At 67.1% G+C, this 19,477-nt stretch carries 18 protein-coding genes; 8 read left to right on the top strand and 10 right to left on the bottom strand.

Annotated elements, in window-relative coordinates:
• Positions 1–6 precede the first annotated feature (6 nt).
• The 3 genes from ACSC1Y_RS01295 to paaI all read left to right on the top strand — a co-directional run bounded on the left by ACSC1Y_RS01295 (position 7) and on the right by paaI (position 1,773).
• Positions 7–735: a sporulation protein gene (locus ACSC1Y_RS01295; RefSeq protein ID WP_435332745.1), complete on the top strand. Its 729-nt coding sequence runs from the start codon at positions 7–9 to the stop codon at positions 733–735.
• Positions 736–835: 100 nt separating this feature from the next.
• Positions 836–1,348: a VOC family protein gene (locus ACSC1Y_RS01290; RefSeq protein WP_435332743.1), complete on the top strand. Its 513-nt coding sequence runs from the start codon at positions 836–838 to the stop codon at positions 1,346–1,348.
• The gene (gene paaI, locus ACSC1Y_RS01285; protein ID WP_435332741.1) at positions 1,345–1,773 is read left to right on the top strand and encodes a hydroxyphenylacetyl-CoA thioesterase PaaI; all 429 of its coding nucleotides are present in this window, start codon (positions 1,345–1,347) and stop codon (positions 1,771–1,773) included. Before ACSC1Y_RS01290 ends, paaI begins: the two co-directional genes overlap by 4 nt.
• 58 nt (positions 1,774–1,831) lie before the next feature.
• On the opposite strand, the gene paaK is transcribed toward paaI, so the two are convergent.
• From paaK to ACSC1Y_RS01260, 5 genes are all read right to left on the bottom strand, one after another.
• A complete protein-coding gene (gene paaK / locus ACSC1Y_RS01280) occupies positions 1,832–3,121 on the bottom strand; it encodes a phenylacetate--CoA ligase PaaK (RefSeq protein WP_435332739.1) in 1,290 nt (429 codons plus the stop codon).
• A gap of 123 nt (positions 3,122–3,244) precedes the next feature.
• A complete protein-coding gene (locus tag ACSC1Y_RS01275; RefSeq protein ID WP_435332738.1) occupies positions 3,245–3,964 on the bottom strand; it encodes an ABC transporter ATP-binding protein in 720 nt (239 codons plus the stop codon).
• On the bottom strand, positions 3,961–4,758 hold the full coding sequence (locus tag ACSC1Y_RS01270; RefSeq protein WP_435332737.1) for an ABC transporter ATP-binding protein: 798 nt from the start codon (positions 4,756–4,758) through the stop codon (positions 3,961–3,963). The genes ACSC1Y_RS01275 and ACSC1Y_RS01270 overlap by 4 nt, the downstream gene beginning before the upstream one ends.
• Complete coding sequence (locus ACSC1Y_RS01265; RefSeq protein ID WP_435332736.1) at positions 4,758–6,845, bottom strand: ABC transporter permease; 2,088 nt, start codon at positions 6,843–6,845, stop codon at positions 4,758–4,760. Before ACSC1Y_RS01265 ends, ACSC1Y_RS01270 begins: the two co-directional genes overlap by 1 nt.
• Position 6,846: 1 nt before the next feature.
• Positions 6,847–8,118 carry a substrate-binding domain-containing protein gene (locus ACSC1Y_RS01260; RefSeq protein ID WP_435332735.1) on the bottom strand — a complete coding sequence of 424 codons (1,272 nt, stop codon included), beginning with the start codon at positions 8,116–8,118 and terminating at the stop codon, positions 6,847–6,849.
• 176 nt (positions 8,119–8,294) lie between these two features.
• Here ACSC1Y_RS01260 and ACSC1Y_RS01255 point away from each other — a divergent pair, with 176 nt between their 5' ends.
• From ACSC1Y_RS01255 to ACSC1Y_RS01245, 3 genes are all read left to right on the top strand, one after another.
• Complete coding sequence (locus ACSC1Y_RS01255) at positions 8,295–9,029, top strand: EthD domain-containing protein (protein WP_435332734.1); 735 nt, start codon at positions 8,295–8,297, stop codon at positions 9,027–9,029.
• 1 nt (position 9,030) lies between these two features.
• Positions 9,031–9,630, top strand: a complete 600-nt coding sequence (locus ACSC1Y_RS01250; RefSeq protein ID WP_435332733.1) for an HD domain-containing protein — start codon at positions 9,031–9,033, stop codon at positions 9,628–9,630.
• Positions 9,631–9,735: 105 nt separating this feature from the next.
• Positions 9,736–9,855, top strand: coding sequence for a rubrerythrin-like domain-containing protein (locus ACSC1Y_RS01245; protein WP_435332731.1), 120 nt, complete (start codon positions 9,736–9,738; stop codon positions 9,853–9,855).
• A gap of 15 nt (positions 9,856–9,870) precedes the next feature.
• Here ACSC1Y_RS01245 and ACSC1Y_RS01240 read toward each other — a convergent pair whose 3' ends face one another.
• The gene (locus ACSC1Y_RS01240) at positions 9,871–12,927 is read right to left on the bottom strand and encodes a disk-shape morphogenesis protein volactin (protein ID WP_435332730.1); all 3,057 of its coding nucleotides are present in this window, start codon (positions 12,925–12,927) and stop codon (positions 9,871–9,873) included.
• 93 nt (positions 12,928–13,020) lie between these two features.
• A complete protein-coding gene (locus ACSC1Y_RS01235) occupies positions 13,021–13,992 on the bottom strand; it encodes an NAD-dependent epimerase/dehydratase family protein (protein ID WP_435332729.1) in 972 nt (323 codons plus the stop codon).
• A gap of 279 nt (positions 13,993–14,271) precedes the next feature.
• Between ACSC1Y_RS01235 and ACSC1Y_RS01230 the strand changes: the two genes are divergently transcribed.
• Both ACSC1Y_RS01230 and ACSC1Y_RS01225 read left to right on the top strand, forming a co-directional pair.
• Complete coding sequence (locus tag ACSC1Y_RS01230) at positions 14,272–14,442, top strand: hypothetical protein (RefSeq protein ID WP_435332728.1); 171 nt, start codon at positions 14,272–14,274, stop codon at positions 14,440–14,442.
• A gap of 52 nt (positions 14,443–14,494) precedes the next feature.
• Positions 14,495–17,176: a cation-translocating P-type ATPase gene (locus ACSC1Y_RS01225; protein WP_435332727.1), complete on the top strand. Its 2,682-nt coding sequence runs from the start codon at positions 14,495–14,497 to the stop codon at positions 17,174–17,176.
• On the opposite strand, the gene ACSC1Y_RS01220 is transcribed toward ACSC1Y_RS01225, so the two are convergent.
• The 3 genes from ACSC1Y_RS01220 to ACSC1Y_RS01210 are packed head-to-tail and all read right to left on the bottom strand — an operon-like array spanning position 17,171 to position 19,428.
• On the bottom strand, positions 17,171–17,404 hold the full coding sequence (locus ACSC1Y_RS01220) for a hypothetical protein (RefSeq protein ID WP_435332726.1): 234 nt from the start codon (positions 17,402–17,404) through the stop codon (positions 17,171–17,173). The two genes, ACSC1Y_RS01225 and ACSC1Y_RS01220, sit on opposite strands and share 6 nt — an antisense overlap.
• Before the next feature lie 18 nt (positions 17,405–17,422).
• Complete coding sequence (locus ACSC1Y_RS01215) at positions 17,423–19,108, bottom strand: thiamine pyrophosphate-binding protein (protein WP_435332725.1); 1,686 nt, start codon at positions 19,106–19,108, stop codon at positions 17,423–17,425.
• Complete coding sequence (locus tag ACSC1Y_RS01210; RefSeq protein WP_435332724.1) at positions 19,105–19,428, bottom strand: EthD family reductase; 324 nt, start codon at positions 19,426–19,428, stop codon at positions 19,105–19,107. The genes ACSC1Y_RS01215 and ACSC1Y_RS01210 overlap by 4 nt, the downstream gene beginning before the upstream one ends.
• Between the last annotated feature and the right edge of the window lie 49 nt (positions 19,429–19,477).

The following is a 19,477-nucleotide window of genomic DNA, read 5'->3' as shown; positions in this document are numbered from 1 at the left end:
GACCCCATGAAGAAGATACTCTCTAGCGTCGGCATCGGCTCGGCCAGTGTGGACACCATCCTCCCGAAGACGACGCTTCACCCTGGCGAGACGGTCGAGGCGACCGTCGAGATAGCGGGCGGCTCCTCCGAACAGGAGATAGACGACATCTACTTCGCGCTGATGACGCGCTACAGGACCGAGGACGGGTACCGAGACGCCGTCCTCGACAAGTTCCGCGTCGGCGAGAACTTCACCATCGGCGAGGGCGAGCGCCGCGAGGAGACCGTCGAGATAACCATCCCGTACAGTGCACCGCTGACGATGGGCAACGTGAAGGTGTGGGTGAAGACGGGACTCGACATCGACTGGGCCGTCGACCCGAAGGACACGGACCACGTCGACGTCCGGGCCGACGACCGGATGCGGGCACTGTTCGACGCCGTCGAAGAGCTCGGCTTCAGTTTCTACAGCGCCGAGGTGGAGAAAGCACCGTTCGGCCACAGCCAGCCGTTCGTTCAGGAGTTCGAGTTCAAACCCCGCGGCGGCGAGTTCCGCGGCGAACTCGACGAGCTCGAACTCATCTGTGCGCCGGGTCCGGACGCCGTCGACGTCATCGTCGAGGTCGACCGCCGCGGTGGCCTGCTCTCGGAGTGGGCAGAGACCGACGAGTCGCGCGACAGACTCCACATCACGACGGCCGACAGCGCACGGATTCGGGGCAACCTGGAGTCGCTCGTCCGGAAGCACGCCTGAAGACAGGATTACGATTGGGACCCGATGCGGACTGCCACTGGAGCCGCCACCAGCCCTCGGCCCTGTACGCCTAAGACACCAGCCCGCGTCCTGTCGTACCATGACACACGACGGGTCTCGGTCTTACGATGACGTCCCCTCGCACGACACGCCCATCCGGGTCGACCACGTCGGTATCGCCGTCGAATCGGTCGCAGACGCCGAACCGCTCCTGTTCGCACTCGGCTGCGAGAAACTGTCCGACGAGACCGTCGAGGACCGGTTCCGCTGGGTGTACTACCGCCTCGGCGACGCCTCGCGCATCGAACTCATCGAACCGGTAGCCGAGAACACGTTCCTGACCGACTTCCTCGACGCACACGGGCCGGGACTGCACCACGTCACTCTCGAAGTCGCGGACATCGACGCGGTCATCGAGGCCGTCGAGGCCGCCGACTTCCGGGTCGTCGACCGCGCCGAGTTCGACACTTGGACGGAGGCGTTCGTCTCGCCCCGGAACGCGACGGGCACCCTGTTCCAGCTTATGCAGTACCACGACGACTACCACGAGGAGCGCCTCGCACCCGAGCAGTTGTTCGTCAACGGCGCCCGGGTCGAGGAGGTGGCACGATGAGCGACGAAACTGGTGCCGGCGACGATGGGATTCCCGACGAACTGCGGGAGAAGATAGCCGCGGACCCGTTCTGTGAATCGCTCGGCATCGAGCTGGTCAACCTCGACGAGGGCACCGCGACGCTCGAACTCGAACTCACCGACGACATGTGCAACTTCCACGGCACGCCCCACGGCGGCGCAATCTACTCGCTCGCGGACGCCGCTTTCGCCGCCGCGTCCAACTCGCACGGGACGAGTGCCGTCGCACTGGAGACGAACATGAGCTACCTCGCCGCCGCAGAGGTCGGACAGACCGTCCGTGCGACCGCCGAGGAGAGCCACATGGCCGGCCGGACCGCCGAGTACCAGATAGCCGTGAAGACTGTCGACGACGGGGAGCGCGTGGCGACGTTCCGAGGACGGGTCTACCGGTTCGTGGACTGAACCGCGAAGCCGTGGAACCGCGCCCCCGATCTGGGGAACGAGAGAAGTGGTGTGCTCGTTACTCCCGGTGGTCGAAGACGCGCTTGACCTTCCCGACCTCCGTGCGCTCTATCTCACCGGGGGCGACGACCTCGATGGTGTCGAGGGAGACGTCGAGAATCTCCTCGATGCGCGCCTCGATGCTGGCCTCGAGGTCGCCCGCCGTCCCGTCGAACTCCTCGTGGTGCTCGACCGTGAGCTCCATCGTGTCGAGGTTCCCGTCGCGGTAGAGGTCGATGCGGTAGTACGGAGCGACCTCCGCCATGTCGAGCATGACCTCTTCTATCTGGCTCGGGTAGACGTTGACGCCGCGGACGATGAGCAGGTCGTCGGCGCGGCCCGTGACGTTGTCCATCCGGACCGCGGTGCGGCCGCACTCGCACTCCTCGTAGTTCAGTCGCGTCATGTCGCCGGTCCGGTAGCGAATCATCGGGAAGGCTTGCTTCGTGAGCGAGGTGATGACGAGTTCGCCCTCCTCGCCCGGCTCGACCGGCTCGCCGGTGTGGGGGTCGAGAACCTCGGGGTAGAAGTGGTCCTCCCAGACGTGGAGGCCGTCCTGTGCCTCGGCGCACTCGATGGAGACGCCGGGGCCGATTATCTCGGAGAGGCCGTAGACGTCGACGGCCGTGACGCCGAGTGCCTCCTCTATCTCCTCGCGCATCGGGTCGGTGAACGGCTCGGCCCCGATGACGACCCGCGAGAGCGGTAGCTCCCGGACGTCGATGCCCTTCTCCGCCGCCTGCTCGGCGAGGTAGAGGCAGTACGACGGCGTACAGCAGAGAACGTCGGACTCCATGTCCTGGAGCATCGATATCTGTCGGGCCGTGTTGCCGCCGCCGGTCGGGATGACGGCCGCCCCGAGCTCCTCGATGCCGTCGTGGAAGCCGAGACCGCCCGTGAACAGGCCGTAGCCGTAGGCGTTCTGGACCATCATCCCCGGCTCGACGCCGGCCGCGGCGAGCGACCGGGCCATCACCTCGCGCCAGACGCCGAGGTCGTCCTCGGTGTAGCCGACGATCTTCGGCTTACCCGTCGTCCCGGAGGAGGCGTGGACGCGACGGAGTTCGTCGTGGTCGACGGCGAACAGCTCGTCCGGGTAGTTGTCGCGGATGTCCTCCTTCGTCGTGAACGGGAGCTTCTCGACGTCGTCGACGCCGTCGATGTCCGCCGGTGTGATTCCCAGCTCCTCGAACTGTTCGCGGTACCACGGGACGTTCTCGTAGACGTGTTCGACGGTCTCTCGGAGCCGCTCGTTCTGAAGTCTCGTGAGTTCGTCGCGTGATGCGGTTTCGATGTCGTTGTATACCATATCTCGTACCATCTTTCGTATCGGTAAATAGGTTCGTGGGCTTGCTGTCAGTCGATTCGGTGGATTGGCGGTCGGTTCGGTGGGGTGTCGGTCGATGGGGGGTGCTGTGAGTCGGTTCGCCGGTCAGAGCCGCACCCCGAGGTGGCGGTCGCGAACCTCGGGCTGTTCGTCCAGTTCCTCGGGCGTCCCCTCGAAGACGATACGGCCCTTGTCGAGGATGTAGACGCGGTCGGCGAGTTCGCTCGCGACGGCGACGTTCTGCTCGACGAGCAGGACCGTGATGCCCTCCTCGTTCAGCTCATCGACGAGGTCGGCGACCCGTTCGACGATGAGCGGGGCGAGCCCTTCGGTCGGTTCGTCGAGCAGTAGCGTGTCCGCCCCGGCGACCAGCGCCCGGGCGATGGCGAGCATCTGCTGTTCGCCGCCGGAGAGGTCAGTGCCGCGGGACTCCTTCCGCTCGCGCAGATTCTCGAACGCGTCTAACTCCCAGATATCCTCGACGGACCGCCGGTGGGCGCTCTCGCTCCCACCGAACTGGCCGATCCTGAGGTTCTCCGTCACGGTCAGACCGGGGAAGACGCGCCGCTCCTCGGGCACGAAGCCGATGCCGGTGCGGGCGATGGCTTCCGGCGAGGCGTGGGTCACGTCCTCTCCCTGATAGCGAATCGTCCCGGCGTGCGGTTCGACCACGCCGACGATGCTCCGGAGCGTGGTCGTCTTGCCGACGCCGTTCCGGCCGACCAGCGAGACGACCTCGCCCTCGTCGCAGTGCATGGAGACGCCCGAGAGCACCTCCGTCTCGCCGTAGCCGGCGTACACGTCGTCGAGTTCGAGCACGCTCATGGCTCGACACCTCCGAGGTACGCAGCCTGTACCTGATCGTTCGCAGCAACCATCTCCGGCGTGCCGGTCGCGAGTTCGGCCCCCCGGTTCAGGACGGTAATCCGGTCGGAGACGTTCATCACGAGGTCGATGTCGTGCTCGATGAGCAACAGGGTGCGGTCGGCGAGCACGTCGGTGATGAGGTCCATCGTCGCCCGGGTCTCTTCGGCCCCCATGCCGGCGGTCGGCTCGTCGAGCAGGACCAGTTCGGGGTCGGTCGCGAGCACCAGACCGATCTCGAGCGTGCGTCGGTCGCCGTAGGAGAGCGCCCCGGCTCGTTCGTTCCCCCGGTCTGCGAGACCGATGCGGTCCAGCACCGCGTCGGTTCGGTCGTTCACGTCCGCGAAGCCGTCCTTGTCGCCGAACAGGTCCGCGAACAGACCGCGCTGGCCGGTCACCGATTGTGCGGAGAGCCGGACGTTCTCACGCACGGAGAGCGCCCCGAAGACGTTCGTTATCTGGAACGACCTGCCGATTCCGCGTCTGACCCGCTCGTGCGGTGGGAGCTCGGAGACGTCTTCGCCGTCGAAGACGACGGCACCCGAAGAGGGCGCGAGCGCACCCGAGATGAGGTTGAACAGCGTCGTCTTGCCGGCCCCGTTCGGACCGATGACGCTTCGGAACTCGCCGCGCTCGACTTCGAGGTCGAGGTGGTCGGTAGCGACCAGTTCGCCGAAGCGTCTGGTGAGGCCGCGCGTTTCGAGGACGACGTCCCCGGTCGGTTCGAACGTGGTCGTGGATTCGGTGGTCGCCATCAGTCACTCGCCTCCGTGGAGTCGGCCGCCGGCGTCGGGTCGCCACCCTGTCCGGAACGCGATTCCAGTTTGTCCTGTATCGTCGCCGGCAGCGAGACGAGCCCTCGCGGGACGTAGATGACGAACAGGACGAAGACGATGCCGAGGAAGCCCTGCCAGGGGACGACGCCGGACTCGGTTCCGAGTCCGAGAGCCCCCAGCACCGCGGGCAGGATGTCCTGGAGCCACTGCTCGAGCTGGAGGTACGCGCCAGCACCGAGCATCGGGCCGTAGAGCGTCCCCATGCCGCCGAGGATGGTCATGACGATGACCTCCCCGGACTTCGTCCAGTGGAGCATCTCGAAGGATGCGCGGAAGACGTTCTCCGTCGCGGCGAGTCCACCGGCCAGCCCGGCGAGCCCACCCGAGACGACGAACGCCCGGCGCTTGTACGCGACCGTGTCGTAGCCGAGGAACGACGCCCGCTGCTCGGACTCCCGGATTGCGAGCATCACGGAGCCGAACGGCGCGCCGATGAGCCGTCGCGCGACGAGGTAGCCGCCGACCACGAGCGCGAGGACGACGTAGTACTTCAGGTGTATCTCACCGAGTAGCGAGACGTCGCCGAAGCCCGGCCCCGACGTGAGGCCGTAGACCATCTCGTCGACCCCGATGCCGTTCTCGCCGTTCGTCAGCGGCGGAACCGTCGGCAGACCGATGCCGGCCAGCGTCGGGTTCAGCTGTTCGCGTATCGAGGGTATCTTCAGCGCGAGGCTGTAGAACAGCTCAGCGAACGCGAGGGTTATCATCGAGAAGTAGACGCCGGAGACGCGGATGGACAGCTGGCCGACCACCCACGCGAGCGCGGCCGCCACGACGATACCGACCGCGAGCGCGAGGAAGACGGACGGGACGATGTAGAGCGCGAACAGCACCGCGGCGTACGCGCCGACCCCGTAGAACAGGACGTGGCCGAGCGAGACCAGTCCCGTGTAGCCCATCACGAAGTCGAGGCTGAGCGCGAACAGTGCCCAGATGAGTATCTCGACGAGGAAGGTGTTCACGAAGTACGCCTTCCAGAGCACGCCGATCCCCAGCGGCGCCAGTGCGAGCAACACCACGGCAGCGATTCCCAGCTGTTTCCGCCGCGCGCTCGAGAGGACGCCGCCGCCGGCGCCCGTCAGCAGGTCGCCGCCTTCGCCAGGGTCGTGCCACTCGGGACTGCCGAACAAACCCTGGGGCCGGACCAGCAGGACGCCGATCATCAGCAGGAAGACGACGAGCCCCTCGAGGTAGGCCGCCTGCCAGCGAACGAGCGTCTGGACGACGCCGACGAGCAGGCCGCCCGCCACCGCGCCCCGGAAGCTGCCGAGGCCGCCGAGCACCACGACGATGAACGCCGGGATGATGACCGAGCCGCCAAGCGACGGCTCGACAGACTGCCGACCGGCGAGGATGACACCGCCGACGGCCGCCAGGAAGGCACCGAAGGCGAAGACCAGCGTGTAGTACCGGTCGATGTCGATGCCGAGGTGGCGTACCATCTCGCGGTCCATCGACCCGGCCCTGACGATGAGACCGAACCGGGTCCGCTCGAGGACGAGCCACGCGCCGGCGGCGACGAGCGCACCGGCGACGATGACGAAGTAGCTGTACAGCGAGTTCGTGTAGCCGAGCAGGGAGACGGTCCCGGAGAGGACGCCGGTGTCGAGGGTTCCCTGCGACTGGCTCCCCCAGATGAGTTCGATGGTGTCCATCAGGATGAGGACCAGCCCGAACGTGAGCAGGATGTGGTAGAGCGGGTTCCGCCCGTAGAGGGGTCTGATGGTGAAGCGTTCGATGGCTCCCCCGAGGAGGGCGACGGCGAGCGGGGCGACGAGCAGGGCGAGCCAGAAGCTCCCGAAGCTGGCAGCGGCGATGGCCACCGCGAAGTACGCGCCGAGTGCGAACAGTTCGCCGTGGGCGAAGTTGATGACGTCCATCACGCCGAAGATGATGGACAGCCCGGCCGCCAGCAGCACGTACACCATCCCGATGGTGAGCCCGTTGATGAGCTGGTCGAGCAGGACGGTGCCGCCCTGCAGCACGAGTGCCTCTGTCCCCGCCATCTTACAGCGAACAGCCGGTCTCGGAGCAGGGAATCATCGCGTCCTTGCCCTCGACCTTCTTCAGGACCTTCACGTCGGCCATCTCGCCCGAACTGGGTTCGACGAGCTCGGCCATCCAGGTGGGGTTGAGCGCCTGGTGGTCGCACTCGCGGAACTGGTTCGTGCCGAGGATGGTGTCCATCTCGAGGCCGGCCAGGGCGTCGATGACGTCGTCGGAGTTCGTCGAGCCCGCCTTCTTGACGCCCTCAGCCGTCATCATGATGGACTGGTAGCCGACGCGGGCGAAGTTGTCCGGTGGCGAGTCGTGCTTGTTCATGTAGGCGTCGACGAACGACTTGTTCGTCCCGACGTCGAGGTCGGCGACGTATCGGACACCGCCGTAGGTCCCGTACGCCGCGGAGCCGAGCGCGCCGCGGACGACCTGGAAGGTCATCGTCGGGGCCATCAGGTTCACCTGCTCTTTGAGACCCTTGTCGTTGGCCTGCTGGACGAAGGTGATGAGGTCACCGCCCGTCATTCCGATGACGACGACCTCCGCGTCGGAGTTCTTGATGTCGGAGATGTACGTGTCGAAGTTTCGCGCGCCGAGTTCCGACTTCGACGTGCCGACGATCTCGACGTCCGCACTCGACTTCTCCATGCGCTTCTGGACGCGGTTCTGGACCGACGTGCCGTAGGCGTAGTCGGCGATGTGGAACCAGACCTTCGTCCCGAGGTTGTTGACGGTGTAGTCCGAGACCGCCTCCGCGACCTGCGCCGTGTTCGTCTCGGCCCGGAAGACGTACTCGTTGCACTCCGACCCGGTGACCGGGACCGCCGCCCCACCCGGGTTGTAGATGACCTGCTGGTCTTTCGCCAGCTTGTTCATCGCGATGGCGACCGAGGACGAGATAGCCCCCATGAGGAAGTTCGCGCCGTCCTTCTCGACGGCCGCCTTCGCCTCCTTGGTTCCCTGTGTGGAGTCGGTTCCGGTGTCCTTGTAGACGGCGTCGACCTCGAACTCGAACGAGTCGTCGTTCTGGAGCTGTTCGATGGCCAGTTTCGCACCCTTCCGCTGGTTCGGTCCGAGCCCCTTGTACGCTCCCGTCACCGGACTGACGACGCCGTAGGTCAGGCTGTCGGTGCTGCCACCAGCACCACCGATGTTACCCAGACAGCCTGCGAGCGCTACCGTGCTCGTCCCGGCTGCGGCCTTCAGGAACGTCCGGCGCGACCCCCCGGTCGACCGGTGAGATTCGGCACCCACTATGCGGTTATTGGTATCCCGTGCCATGCATTGTTGATTGTTAAAAATCCCGTAAAGCAGTTCGCCCGCATATGCGCGGCATTTAAGTGTTTCAGTCGGTGTGTTTGTTTGACACATCGTCGCCACGTCTTGCGAAAACGGCAGTTCTGGGCGACGAGCGGTCCGTTGGGTTTTATTGCCAGGGCAGTCGACGTGGGACCCGTATGTACAAACACGTCGCCCTCCTCGTCCGGAAAGACGGGATGAGCCACGACGAGTTCGTGGACTACTGGCAGAACCAGCACACCCCCATTGCACGTGAAATCGAAGGCGTCGTCCGCTACCAGACGGTGCTCCCGAACGACCCGGAGAACTCCGAGTTCGACGGGCTCGCCGAGCTGTACTTCGAGACGCTCGACGACCTCCACGAGGCGCTCGGCAGCGAGGGCTCGCGCGATTACGACCCGACACGAGAGGTCGCCGCGAAGGCCCGAGCCGACGTCGACAACTTCCTCGCCATCGAGAAACGACCCCGCTTCATCGGCGAGGAGAAGGTCTGGAAGGACGAGGTCGACGGCGACACCGACGGCCTGTACAAGCACTCCGCGTTCCTCGTCCGCAAGGACGGCATGACCCACGAGGAGTTCCGCGACTACTGGGAGAACAACCACTCGCCGCTCGCGAAGGACATCGAGGGCGTCGTCCGCTACCAGACCGTCTACCCCTCGGACCCGGAGAACTCCGAGTTCGACGGCGTCGCCGAGCTGTACTTCGAGACGCTCGACGACCTGCACGAAGCACTCGGCAGCGAGGGCTCGCGCGACTACGACCCGACCCGCGAGGTCGCAGCCGCGGCCCGCGAGGACGTCGACAACTTCCTCGCCATCGAGAAGCGGCCCCGCTTCATCGGCCAGGAGCGCCTCGTGAAGAACGAGGTCGGCGACCTCGAGGGCTACTGAGATGGCCGCGCCGGACTACGACGCGCAGGTCCGGGACGCCTTCCCCGAGCTCGACCGCATCGAGGACGACGGGCTCCGCGACCAGGTCGTCGAAGCGTGGTGTCTCGGCCTCGAACGCGGTGGCTGGCGGGACGTCGCCGATATCCCGTACGCCTGGAACATCCACGAGGTCACGAACGTCGAGCACGTCCGCGGCGTGACGAAGATCGCCATCGAGTCCGCCGAGATACAGCGCGAGTTTCACGGTGCCGACCCCGACGTGGACGTCATCGTGGCCGCCTGTCTGCTCCACGACGTGGGAAAGTGCTACGAGTACGTCGACTACGTCGACGACGAGACGCTGGACGAGCCGGACCGCGAACGCTACGCCAGCGAGGAGATACCACACTCCATCTCGGGCTACGCGCTGGCCCACGAAGTCGGCGTTCCTCTCACCGTCCAGCGGGCCATCCCGCACTTCCTCGGCGAGGTACCGAAGCGAACGCTCGAGGCCGAGCTAGTAAAGTCGGCCAACTCGGCGTCGTCGAACGCCATCACCCAGTCCGCGATGGGCATCACCCTGAAGGAGTGGGTGGCGAAGTACAGCCAGACGCAGGAGTGAGAACGAGTCGCCGGTACCGGAGGTGGGTACCTCCCGGTGCCGAGGGCACCCGTCAGTGAAGGCCACGATAACACTTATCACATCTGGTCTCCTACGATAGTCATCATGACAGCATCTACAGAGTACGAATGTCTGAGCTGCGGCCTCCGAACAGAGATGACGCCCGAGAACGAGTGTCCGAAGTGTGGAGGCGAGCTTCGTAACGTCTCTCTCCCGAGAGAATAGGTATATGTTTTCTTACTATTCTGCACTCGCCCGCGAGCGTTCGCCGTCGAGCCAGTAGACGACGACCCCGAGGACGAGCCCGAGGAGGAACAGGACGGCACCGACGGTCTCGGCCGCCATCCCCGCCCCCTGTGCCAGGCCGAGGGCGCCAGCGACGAGGCCACCACCCGCCAGCCCGGCGCCGAATCGACCCCGGAGCCCTGCGCCCTGCTGTGTGGCGACGGACTCGACAGCCGTCCCATCCTGACGTTCCCGACGGACGGCCTCGAGCTCCGTCCGCAGGTCTTCGACCGTCTCCGCGCTCGCGGTTGCCGAACGGAGCGCGTCGACCTCCTCGGCGAGTGTCGATACCGAGTCGTCGAGTGCGCTCACGCGCTCCAGCTCCTCGTCGCGTCTCTCGACGCCCGTCCGGACCGATTCGAGTTCGTCGCGCGAGACGACGTCGGCTTCGAGCGAATCCAGGCGGTCCGAGAGGTCGGCAAGGTCCTTCGTGGAGTGAACCGTATCCACGAGGTCGGTGACCCGGTCGTCCAGTTCACGGACATCGGCCGCGAGGGAATCGAGGTCGCTCCGGTCGATAGCCGAGTCGTCGACCCCCTCGGCGAGTTCCCGGGCTGCCCTCGCGGTCTCCTCCGTCGTGGACAGTGCGGCCTCGACTCTCGCGACGGTCTCGGTCAACTCGTCCACGCGCCCGGCGTCGACGCTCTCTCGCTCGGTCCGGGCAAGCTCTTCACGCACGTCCGCGACGGCCGAATCGAGCTCCAGTAGGTCGTCGCGAAGCGCCGAGAGGTCCTCGGCGGACGCCTGGTCGTCTCCGAGCGTCTCGAGACGTCCCTTCACGGTGGAGAGGTCGCTGGCGAGGGAATCGAGGTCGGCTGCGGTCGCCGCATCGTCTTCGAGCGTCTGCAGCCTCGACTCGTTCGCGTCGAGGTCGGCTCGGAGGGCGGTCTGTTCGGCGTCCAGGTCTTCCAGTTGGAGCTCGACCTCGGCAACCTCGGAGTCCACGGCTCGTAGACTGGTCTGTACCTCGGCCACGGCTGTGACGAGTTCGTCCATCCCGTCGGTGACGTCCTCGAGGTTGCCGAGCCGCTCGTCGGTCGCACGCTGGTGGTCTTCGACCGTCGACGAGAGGTCCTCGACTGCGGTCTCGACCGTGGAGACGTCGGCCGCCAGGGTGGCCACCGACTCCTCGGAGGCGGTCTGGTCAGTGAGGTCGGTTACCTCCGCGCGGAGAGAGTCCTGGTCGGCCTCCACCGACGCCACCTCCTCGGAGACCGAGTCGAGGTCGGCCACCGTTGCCGCGTGCGAGACGTGGTCGTCGAAGTCCTCGCGAAGTGACCCGAGTCGGTCGTCGAGGTCCCCTCGGAGCGACCGGACCGCCTCGTCGAGAGACTCGTTCGTCTCTCGAACCGCTGCCGTCTCCGTTCTGAGCGACTCTATGTCGTCGCCCAGAGAGTCGGTCGCTTCGTTCAGGGAATCCACGTCCGCTCCGAGTGATTCCGTCTCTTCCCGGAGTGACTCGCTCAGGTCCTCGAGCTCGTCGACCCGTTCGTCGGTGCCTACGAGGGACCCTTCGAGTCGCGTGAGCTCGGCTGCCGTGTCGTCGATGGACTGCCGCAGGTCGGTCACCGTGGCCGCGAGGCCGTCCACCCGTTCGTCCAGAGTGGTCAGCGCTGCCGCGTCGGCTGCCCGCTCGTCGAGGGCGGTGAGTTCGGCACGGATATCTCCGACCCGCTCACCCAGGTCCTCGACCGTCTCCTCGGTCGCGGCCGCCGTCGCGAGGTCGTCGAGCCTCGTCGCGACGGACTCCACCTCGTCCGAGAGGGCGGCGAGGTCGTCGACGAGGGCGCTCTCGGCTCGGAGGTCGTCGAGCGAGGTGGAGAGCGTCTCGAGGTCGGCGCGAACCGCCGCTATCTCGTCGTCTCGGTCGCCGAGTCGCTCGAACAACTGGTCGATGGCCCGGTTCTCGGTGTCGGCGGACCGGTCCGCGCTCGTGGGAGACGTGGTGGTCGCAGCCGCGTTCGCGGACGCCGAGGTGGCGAGCGTCGTCTGGCTCGAGGAACCGTCGTCGCCCGACCCCTCCTCCTCGGCGTCCCACGAAACGCCCTCGTAGCCGTCGATTCCGGCAACGCCAGCAGCCAGCGCGCCCCGGGCGACCGCTTTGGCGGGGTCGGCGGCTCGCCGGACGCTGGCGACCGAGAAGGGTAGCGGGACCGGGTCGAGACGGCCACCGAGGAGCATCTCGAACCCGGGGACGCTGCCGGCTCCCGCGAGGACGACCGGCGCGGAGACGCCGGTCTGGAGGTCCGCGTCGTCGGCCTCTGCCCTGAGGGCGTCGACGACCTTCCCCGCGAGGTCGTTGTAGGCGGTCGCAAGCGCACCTTCGACGCCCGACGAACTGACGTCGAGGTCGAGCGCGAACGTCGGGAGTTCGTTCCGGACGATCTCGGTGGACTCGCCAGCGTCGGCCGAGGCTGTCTCGACCACCCAGTCCAGTCCGCTCGGGAGCGAGAACGAGAGGACGGGAACGCCGTAGTAGGCGAGACACACGCTGGTCGTGGCCTCCCGCACCGCGACGCCGAGGCCGGTGTAGGCACCGCCGTCGAGCTGGTCGTAGAGGACAGCGAGTCCGGCCGAAATCGGGGTCGCATCGTAGCCCGCCTTCGAGAGCGCTGCCGCGACCGTCTCGCGGTGGGCTTCGGTTGGGAGGTCTCGGTCCCGGACCCGACCCGGCGTCGTGTAGCAGACCTGTCCAGTGTGGGATGGGTCGCCGAGCGCGGCGCTTGCGAGTTCGGAGAGGAAGACCCGGTCGTACTGGTGTGGAACCAGCACGTCGTGTTCGAAAAGCGGTTCAGCCGTCGCGTCGAGTTCCGCGGCGACGGTCTCTGCGTCGGTCCCGAGGACGTAGACCGTACCGCGTCGTTCGAGTGCGAGCAGGTCGTCGGGGTCGAAGCCTGCCGCAACGAGGTCGTCCGCGTCGGTCGGTGTCACCAGCGAGGGGAGCGAGTCGAACTCGTCAGCAGAATGCGCCGCCGTCACCACCGCCGTCCCGATGTCGAATCCAGCCACCATGTGGAAGTATCAGCCACCGGTTGTTGGGCATGGGTCTTGGTGCTTATGTCGGTTATCTAAGAATAATGGGCGATCTCTTCGGAACGGGACCGCTCAGAGCGGGTCCATGCCGGCTTCCTCGCGGAGCACGTCGATGTACTTGCGGAAGCCGGACTCGAGGTCGTACTGGACCTCGTAGCCGGTGTCCTCCTGGAACTTCGTCATGTCGAGACGTTGGGTCCACGGCAGTTCGCCCTCGTCGGAGACCTCGATGTCGGCGTCGGGGACGATCTTCTGGACCGTCTCTGCGGCTTCACGGATGGTCGCGAGTTCGCCGCGGACGTTGTAGACGCGCTGGCTGAGGTCGTCGTCCGGCGTGAACGCGGCGAGACGGAACGCCTGCGCGATGTCCTCGACGTGCTGCCAGTCGATCTCCTGGTCGCCGTACTCGACCGAGAACGCCTCGCCGACGGCCGGCTTCTCGATGATGTTCGCGAGGAACGCCGAGCCACCGGTCTCGCGGTAGGGGCCGTAGGCCACGGTCGGACGGATGGCGACGTGGGAGACGCCGTGGTCCTCGTAGTAGACGCGAGCCTGGTGCTCGTTGTACTCCTTCGTCGCGCCATAGAGGGTGTCGGGGTAGACCAGGTCGTCCTCGGTGACCCACCAGTCACTCCCGTCGTCGTAGTTGTGCGGCGGGGCGTAGACCGCGGCGGAGGAGGCCCAGGCGACGCGTTCGACCTGGTCATCGAGTGCGCGTGCCGCCTCGAAGATGTTGTTCGTTCCCTCGATGTTGACCCGCATCGCGGCGCGGGGGTTGTCACGGGCCGTGTTCGTGAGGAGGGCAGCGAGGTGGACGATGTGGGTCGTGCCGGTCTCTTTGACCGCGCGGAACACGTCCGTGGCGTCGCTGACGTCGCCGCGGCGGATCTCCACGTCCTCGGCGATGCCGAGCTTCTCGAGGATGCGCGGGTCGGTCGAGAGGTCGTAGGCGACCACGTCGTGGCCGTGGTCGACGAGGTCCTTCGCGACGTACGAGCCGATGAATCCCGTTCCACCAGTGACGAGTACCGTGCTGTCTGTCATCGTCCGCAACATCTGCCAGTATCCGCAAAAAGCTTCGCGTAACGAGTCGTGTCACCGCCCCGCAGGGACGGTCCACCCTCCCGACCATCGCGACCGAGCAGGACTCGCCGGCGAGACAGGTGTCTCGGGAGAAATCGGCAGGCTCTCCCCCTCGTTCGTCCGAGCCGTGACTGTGCTCGCTCCCTCCGACCACGCTCGACCCCCGGATTCGTTCGACGGTGAGCCAGGTATCTACCGGTCGTCGGACGCCCGTCGACCGGCGGGGCGACTTTGCTCCGAGTGACCGACGTCGATGGCCGCCGACAGAACACGGGGACCGTCGTGCGCGTTCCGTCAGAGGAACTGGCGACGTTCCAGACGGTCGACACACCGAGAGAGGGCCTGCGCTACAGGCTCTCGAACCTGCTCACGGGGATCGTCCGGACGTTCGCCGGTCCGTTCTGCCGCTGAAGACCTCGTCCACCACGTACTATAATGTCGTCGACAGTCGAAGTCGGTATCAGTGGAGAGACACGACGACCCCGCCAGCACGTCGGGTTCATCGCTCGTCGACGATTCCGAGACCGACGAGCCCGGGCTGTCGGCAGCCGAGGCAGCGCGTCGACTCGAAGAATACGGGCCGAACGAGTTCGTCGAGGGCGAGCGGCGCGGACCGGTCGACATCCTCCTCGACCAGTTCAGGAGCGTCCTCATCTGGGTACTGGTCGCCGCCGCTCTCGTCGCCGCGTTCGTCGGCGACCCCGTCGACGCCGCCCTCATCATGGCTATCGTCGTCGCGAACGGACTGTTCGGCTTCGCACAGGACTACCGTGCCGAGTCGAGCCTGCGAGCCCTTCGGGAGCTCGCCGCTCCGACCGCGACGGTCCTCCGCGACGGCGAGCCGCGGACGATTCCCGCGACCGAGGTCGTCCCGGGTGACGTGCTGGTCCTCACCGCCGGGGACGCGGTCCCGGCCGACGCCGAGCTGGTCACCTCCAGTGACCTCGCCGTCGACGAGGCAGCACTCACGGGCGAGAGTGTGCCGGTGTCGAAGGAACCGGCCGACGGTCGGCCCGCCGACGGCCAACTTGCTGACAGCCACCCCACCGACGGCCACCCTGCAGAGGGCATCGTCACCGAACGGGAGGACCTCGTCTTCAAGCAGACGACGGTCGTCCGCGGGTCGGGTCGGGCTGTCGTCTACGCGACCGGGATGGAGACGCAGGTCGGAGAGATAGCGGCGGAGCTCGGGACGGTCGACGCCGGCCAGACGCCGCTCCAGACCGACCTCGACGCGTTCGGTCGAACCATCGGCGTGGCCGTCCTCGGGCTCGCCACCGTGGTCGGCGTAGTACTCGTCGCGGGGGGTGCAGAGCTGGTCCGGGCAGCGCTGACGGCCATCTCGCTCGCCGTCGCCGCCGTCCCCGAGGGCCTGCCGGCGGTCGTCACGCTCACGCTGGCGCTTGGCGTCAGGCGGATGGCCGACCAGAACGCGCTGGTTCGGCGGCTCCCGGCGGTGGAGTCCCTCGGCTCGGTCGACGTCGTGGCGACCGACAAGACGGGGACGGTCACGAAGGGAAAGATGACCGTCACGCGGGCGTGGGCGGACGGTCGGGAGTTCGAACCGGGTGCCGTCGAGGCCGACGACGAGGTGGCGAGGCGGCTGTTCGAGATCGGTGCCGTCTGTAACGACGCGACCCACGACCACGGCGACCCGACCGAGGTGGCGCTCGTCGAGGCGGCGGCCGCGGCGGGGGTCGACCCGAACACGGCCAGAGAGGCCAGACCCCGCCGCTCGGAACACCCGTTCTCCTCGGAGCGTCGCCGGATGGCGACCGTCCACGACGACCACAGCTTCGTCAAGGGCGCACCGGAGACCGTGCTCGAACGGTCGACGCGACTTCTCACGGCGTCGGGACCGGTCGACCTCGACGACGCGGCTCGCGCCCGTATTCGCTCCCGGGTCGACGACTTCGCGGACGACGCCCTGCGGGTGCTCGGCTTCGCCTACGGCGACCCATCCGACCCGGAATCCGACCTCGTCTTCGTCGGCGTCCAGGGCATGCAGGACCCGCCCCGCGAGGAGGTCGCCGATGCCATCGCCCGGACCAGGGCGGCGGGAATCGACGTGAAGCTCATCACGGGGGACGACCGCCGGACGGCCAGCGTCATCGGCGCGCAGGTCGGCCTCGGCGGCGACGTCGTGACCGGCTCCGACCTCGAGGGGATGGACGAGCGCGCGCTCCGGCGGGTCGTCGAGACACACGACGTCTTCGCCCGCGTCCTCCCGACGCACAAGGTCGACATCTGCCGGGCGCTGCAGGAGAACGGGCACACCGTCGCCATGACCGGTGACGGCGTGAACGACGCGCCGGCACTGAAGCACGCGGACGTAGGTATCTCGATGGGGCAGCGCGGGACCGAGGTGGCCAAACAGGCGTCGGACCTCGTCCTGCTCGACGACAACTACGCGACCATCACCGCGGCCATCAGGAACGGCCGGACCATCTTCGACAACGTCTGGAAGTTCGTCGCCTACCTCCTCTCCGCGAACCTCGCGGAGGTGGTACTCGTCTTCGTCGCGTCGCTGTTCGGCTACCTCGTTCTGCCGCCGGCACAGCTGCTCTGGATAAACCTGCTCACCGACGGCCTGCCGGCGGTCGCCCTCGGCGTCGACCCCGAGAGCGGTGACGTGATGGACCGACCACCGCGAGACCGCGATGAGGGAATCCTGGATGGGGAGATGAAACGCGCGATCCTCGGTATCGGGCTCTCGACCAGCGTCGTGATGCTCGCGCTGACGGCGTGGTTGCTGTCGGGCGACGGGTCGGGGCTACCCGCGTTCGCCGCGAGCACCCTCGGAAACGGCTTCGCCGACAGCACGAGCGAGTACGTCGTCACGATGGTGTTCACCACCTTCGTCGTCGTCGAGTTCGTCAAGCTGTTCGCGGTCCGCTGGATACCCGGCCACACCGAGTGGAACCCCTGGCTCGTCGTCGCGGTAGCGGGGTCGATGATACTCCAGCTCGCGGTACTCTCTGTTCGGCCGCTTCAGGAGGCGTTCCACGTCGTCCCGCTCGGCGTCGTCGACTGGCTGGTCGTGCTCGGGACGGCGGCGGTCGCGGGGGTCCCGATGGTGGTCGTGGTCTGGTTGCTCAGGAGACGTGAATCGCGGAACGAAACGGGTCGGGACCCGACGTCATAATCGGTTCGCCGTCGACTCCACCCAGCCCGTCACGAACAGCACGACGCCGATAGCGACCGGCCCCATCCCGAGAAGCGCGGCGAGCCCAGGAACCGAACCGCCGAAGCCGTCGAAGGCGACGCCAGCCGGACCGACCGTGAGGACCGGGTCGTACGGCGCGGGCGGCGCGGCCGCCCAGCCGACGAGCCAGCTCATGCCGAACAGCACGAAGAACCCCCCGACGACCATCCGGAACACGGTCGGTGCCTACTCGTGCAGGCCGCCGACCTGTGCGTAGAACGAGGACTGGAGCGTCTCGGCCATGTCCTCGTCGCGGTCGATACGGACGTCGAGGACGGTCGGAACGTCGCTCGCCTTCGCGTCCTCGAGTGCGGGAACGAGGTCGCCGGGCTCGGTGATTCGCTGGCCGTCGCCGCCGAGCGCCTGCGCGACTTTGACGAAGTCGGTGTCGTGGAATTCGACGCCGGGGATGGAGTCGTCCATCTGGCGGACCATGCCCAGACTCGTGTCGTTGAGGACGACGAACGTCGGGGCGACGTCGTGGTCGACGGCGGTCTCGACGGCCGTCATCGTCATCGTGAAGCCGCCGTCGCCGGCGACGCAGATTGCGTCCTTTCCGAGCAGTGCGGCCGTGACCGCAGCGGGTGCCGCCCAGCCCATCCCGCCGACGCCGCCGGAGCCGTAGTAGGTCTCCGTGTCGGGCGTCTGGAGGTAGTTGAGCAGCCAGAAGCGGTTGTTCCCGGAGTCTGCTGTGACGACCGTGTCCGAATCGACGACCTGCTCGATGGCCTTGCAGGCGCGCTGTGGCTTGATGGGGACGGAATCGGACTCGCACTCCGGCGCGGAGAAGTCCTCGCGTGCCTCGGCGGCCCGGTCGAGCGCCCAGTCGTTGGTCGCGCCGCCGGCCATCGCGAGCGCGGCGAGCGACTCGGCGGCGTCGCCGATGAGGCCCACGTCGGCGGGGTAGACCCAGCCCGCGTTGCGGGTGTCGATGTCGGCGTGGACGATGGTCTGTTCGTCGGGTCGGATGAAGTCCTCGGCCTGCCAGTTGGTGTCCATCGGGTTCATCCGGCAGCCGACGACGAGCAGCGTGTCCGCCTCGCTCACGACCTGGTTCGCGCCCTCGTGGCCGAACGACCCGATGACGCCGGCGGCTCGTTCGTGGGTCTCCGGGATGGTCGACTTCCCGAGGTAAGAGGTGGCGACGACCGCGTCGTAGGCCTCGGCGGCCGCGACGAGTTCGTCGTACGCGTTCGCGGCGTGGACGCCGTTGCCGGCGAGGATGACGGGTCGGTCAGCCGTCTGGAGCGCCTCGACGGCATCATCGAGGTCGCGGTTCGTCGGCTGCGACTCCCAGTTCTTCACCTGGTCGACCTCGTCCCACACCTTCGGCGTCGCGTCCTCGGGGTACTCGTCCGAGATCGCGTCGCCGTCGAGGATGACAGCGGTGGGGCCGGGGCGGCCGGCTGTGGCGTGCTTGAACGCGAGCTGGACGGAGCGGACGGTCTCCGTGGGCGTGCGCGGGAACCACCACTCTTTGGTGACGCCGTCGAGTATCTTCGGGAGCGAGAGGCCGCCGTAGTCGCCGCGGGACTGCTGATACGGTGCGAGCGTCGAGTAGTCACCGCGCTCGGACGCTTCCGTGAGTGCGACCATCGGAGAAGAGGCGAGCCGCGCCTCCATCTGGCCGATGTTTCCGAGACTGCCGATCCACGGGCCCTGGCCGGCGAGGACGCCCGGTTTTCCGGTCATCCGACCGTAGGATTCGGCCATGACGCTGGCCTCGCGCTCGTCGCGCGGGCGAACGATCTGTATCTCGGGGTGGTCGGCGAGCTCCTCGAACACCTCGATGACGCGGCCGCCGGGATAGCCGAAGACGAACTCGGTGTCGAGCGCGGCGAGTCCGTCGACGACTCTCTCCGCCGTCTTCATGCGTCCTCGTCGTGCTGTACCGTCTCCTCGACGTACATCGTCGGGCCGGCGTCGGGGTCGGCGAAGTTCTGCAGGTCGGCCATGACCTCCTCACCGACCTCGGAGTCGAACGCCTCCTTCAGGTCGCCCATGGAGTCAAAGTACAGCTCGACCATGCCGTCGTACTCGGCACGGGTCGGGTCGACCGGGACGCTGGTGACGTACTTGCGGGCCTTCGGCAGGTCCTTCGCGAGCGGGACGTGCTCCTCGTACCAGTACTCCTGGAACTCCTCGTGGCTCATTCCGTCTCTGCGAACCAGCAGGTTCACCAGTTTAATCATGACAGTCGGGGCAACGCCCGGTGCCGTCTTGGATGTACCGATGTGTGGG

This window comes from Haloarchaeobius lipolyticus, from assembly GCF_051208015.1.
Lineage (GTDB): Archaea > Halobacteriota > Halobacteria > Halobacteriales > Natrialbaceae > Haloarchaeobius.
The sequence above is the reverse complement of the archived record's forward strand: the minus strand, read 5'-3'. Positions and strand labels throughout refer to the sequence as shown.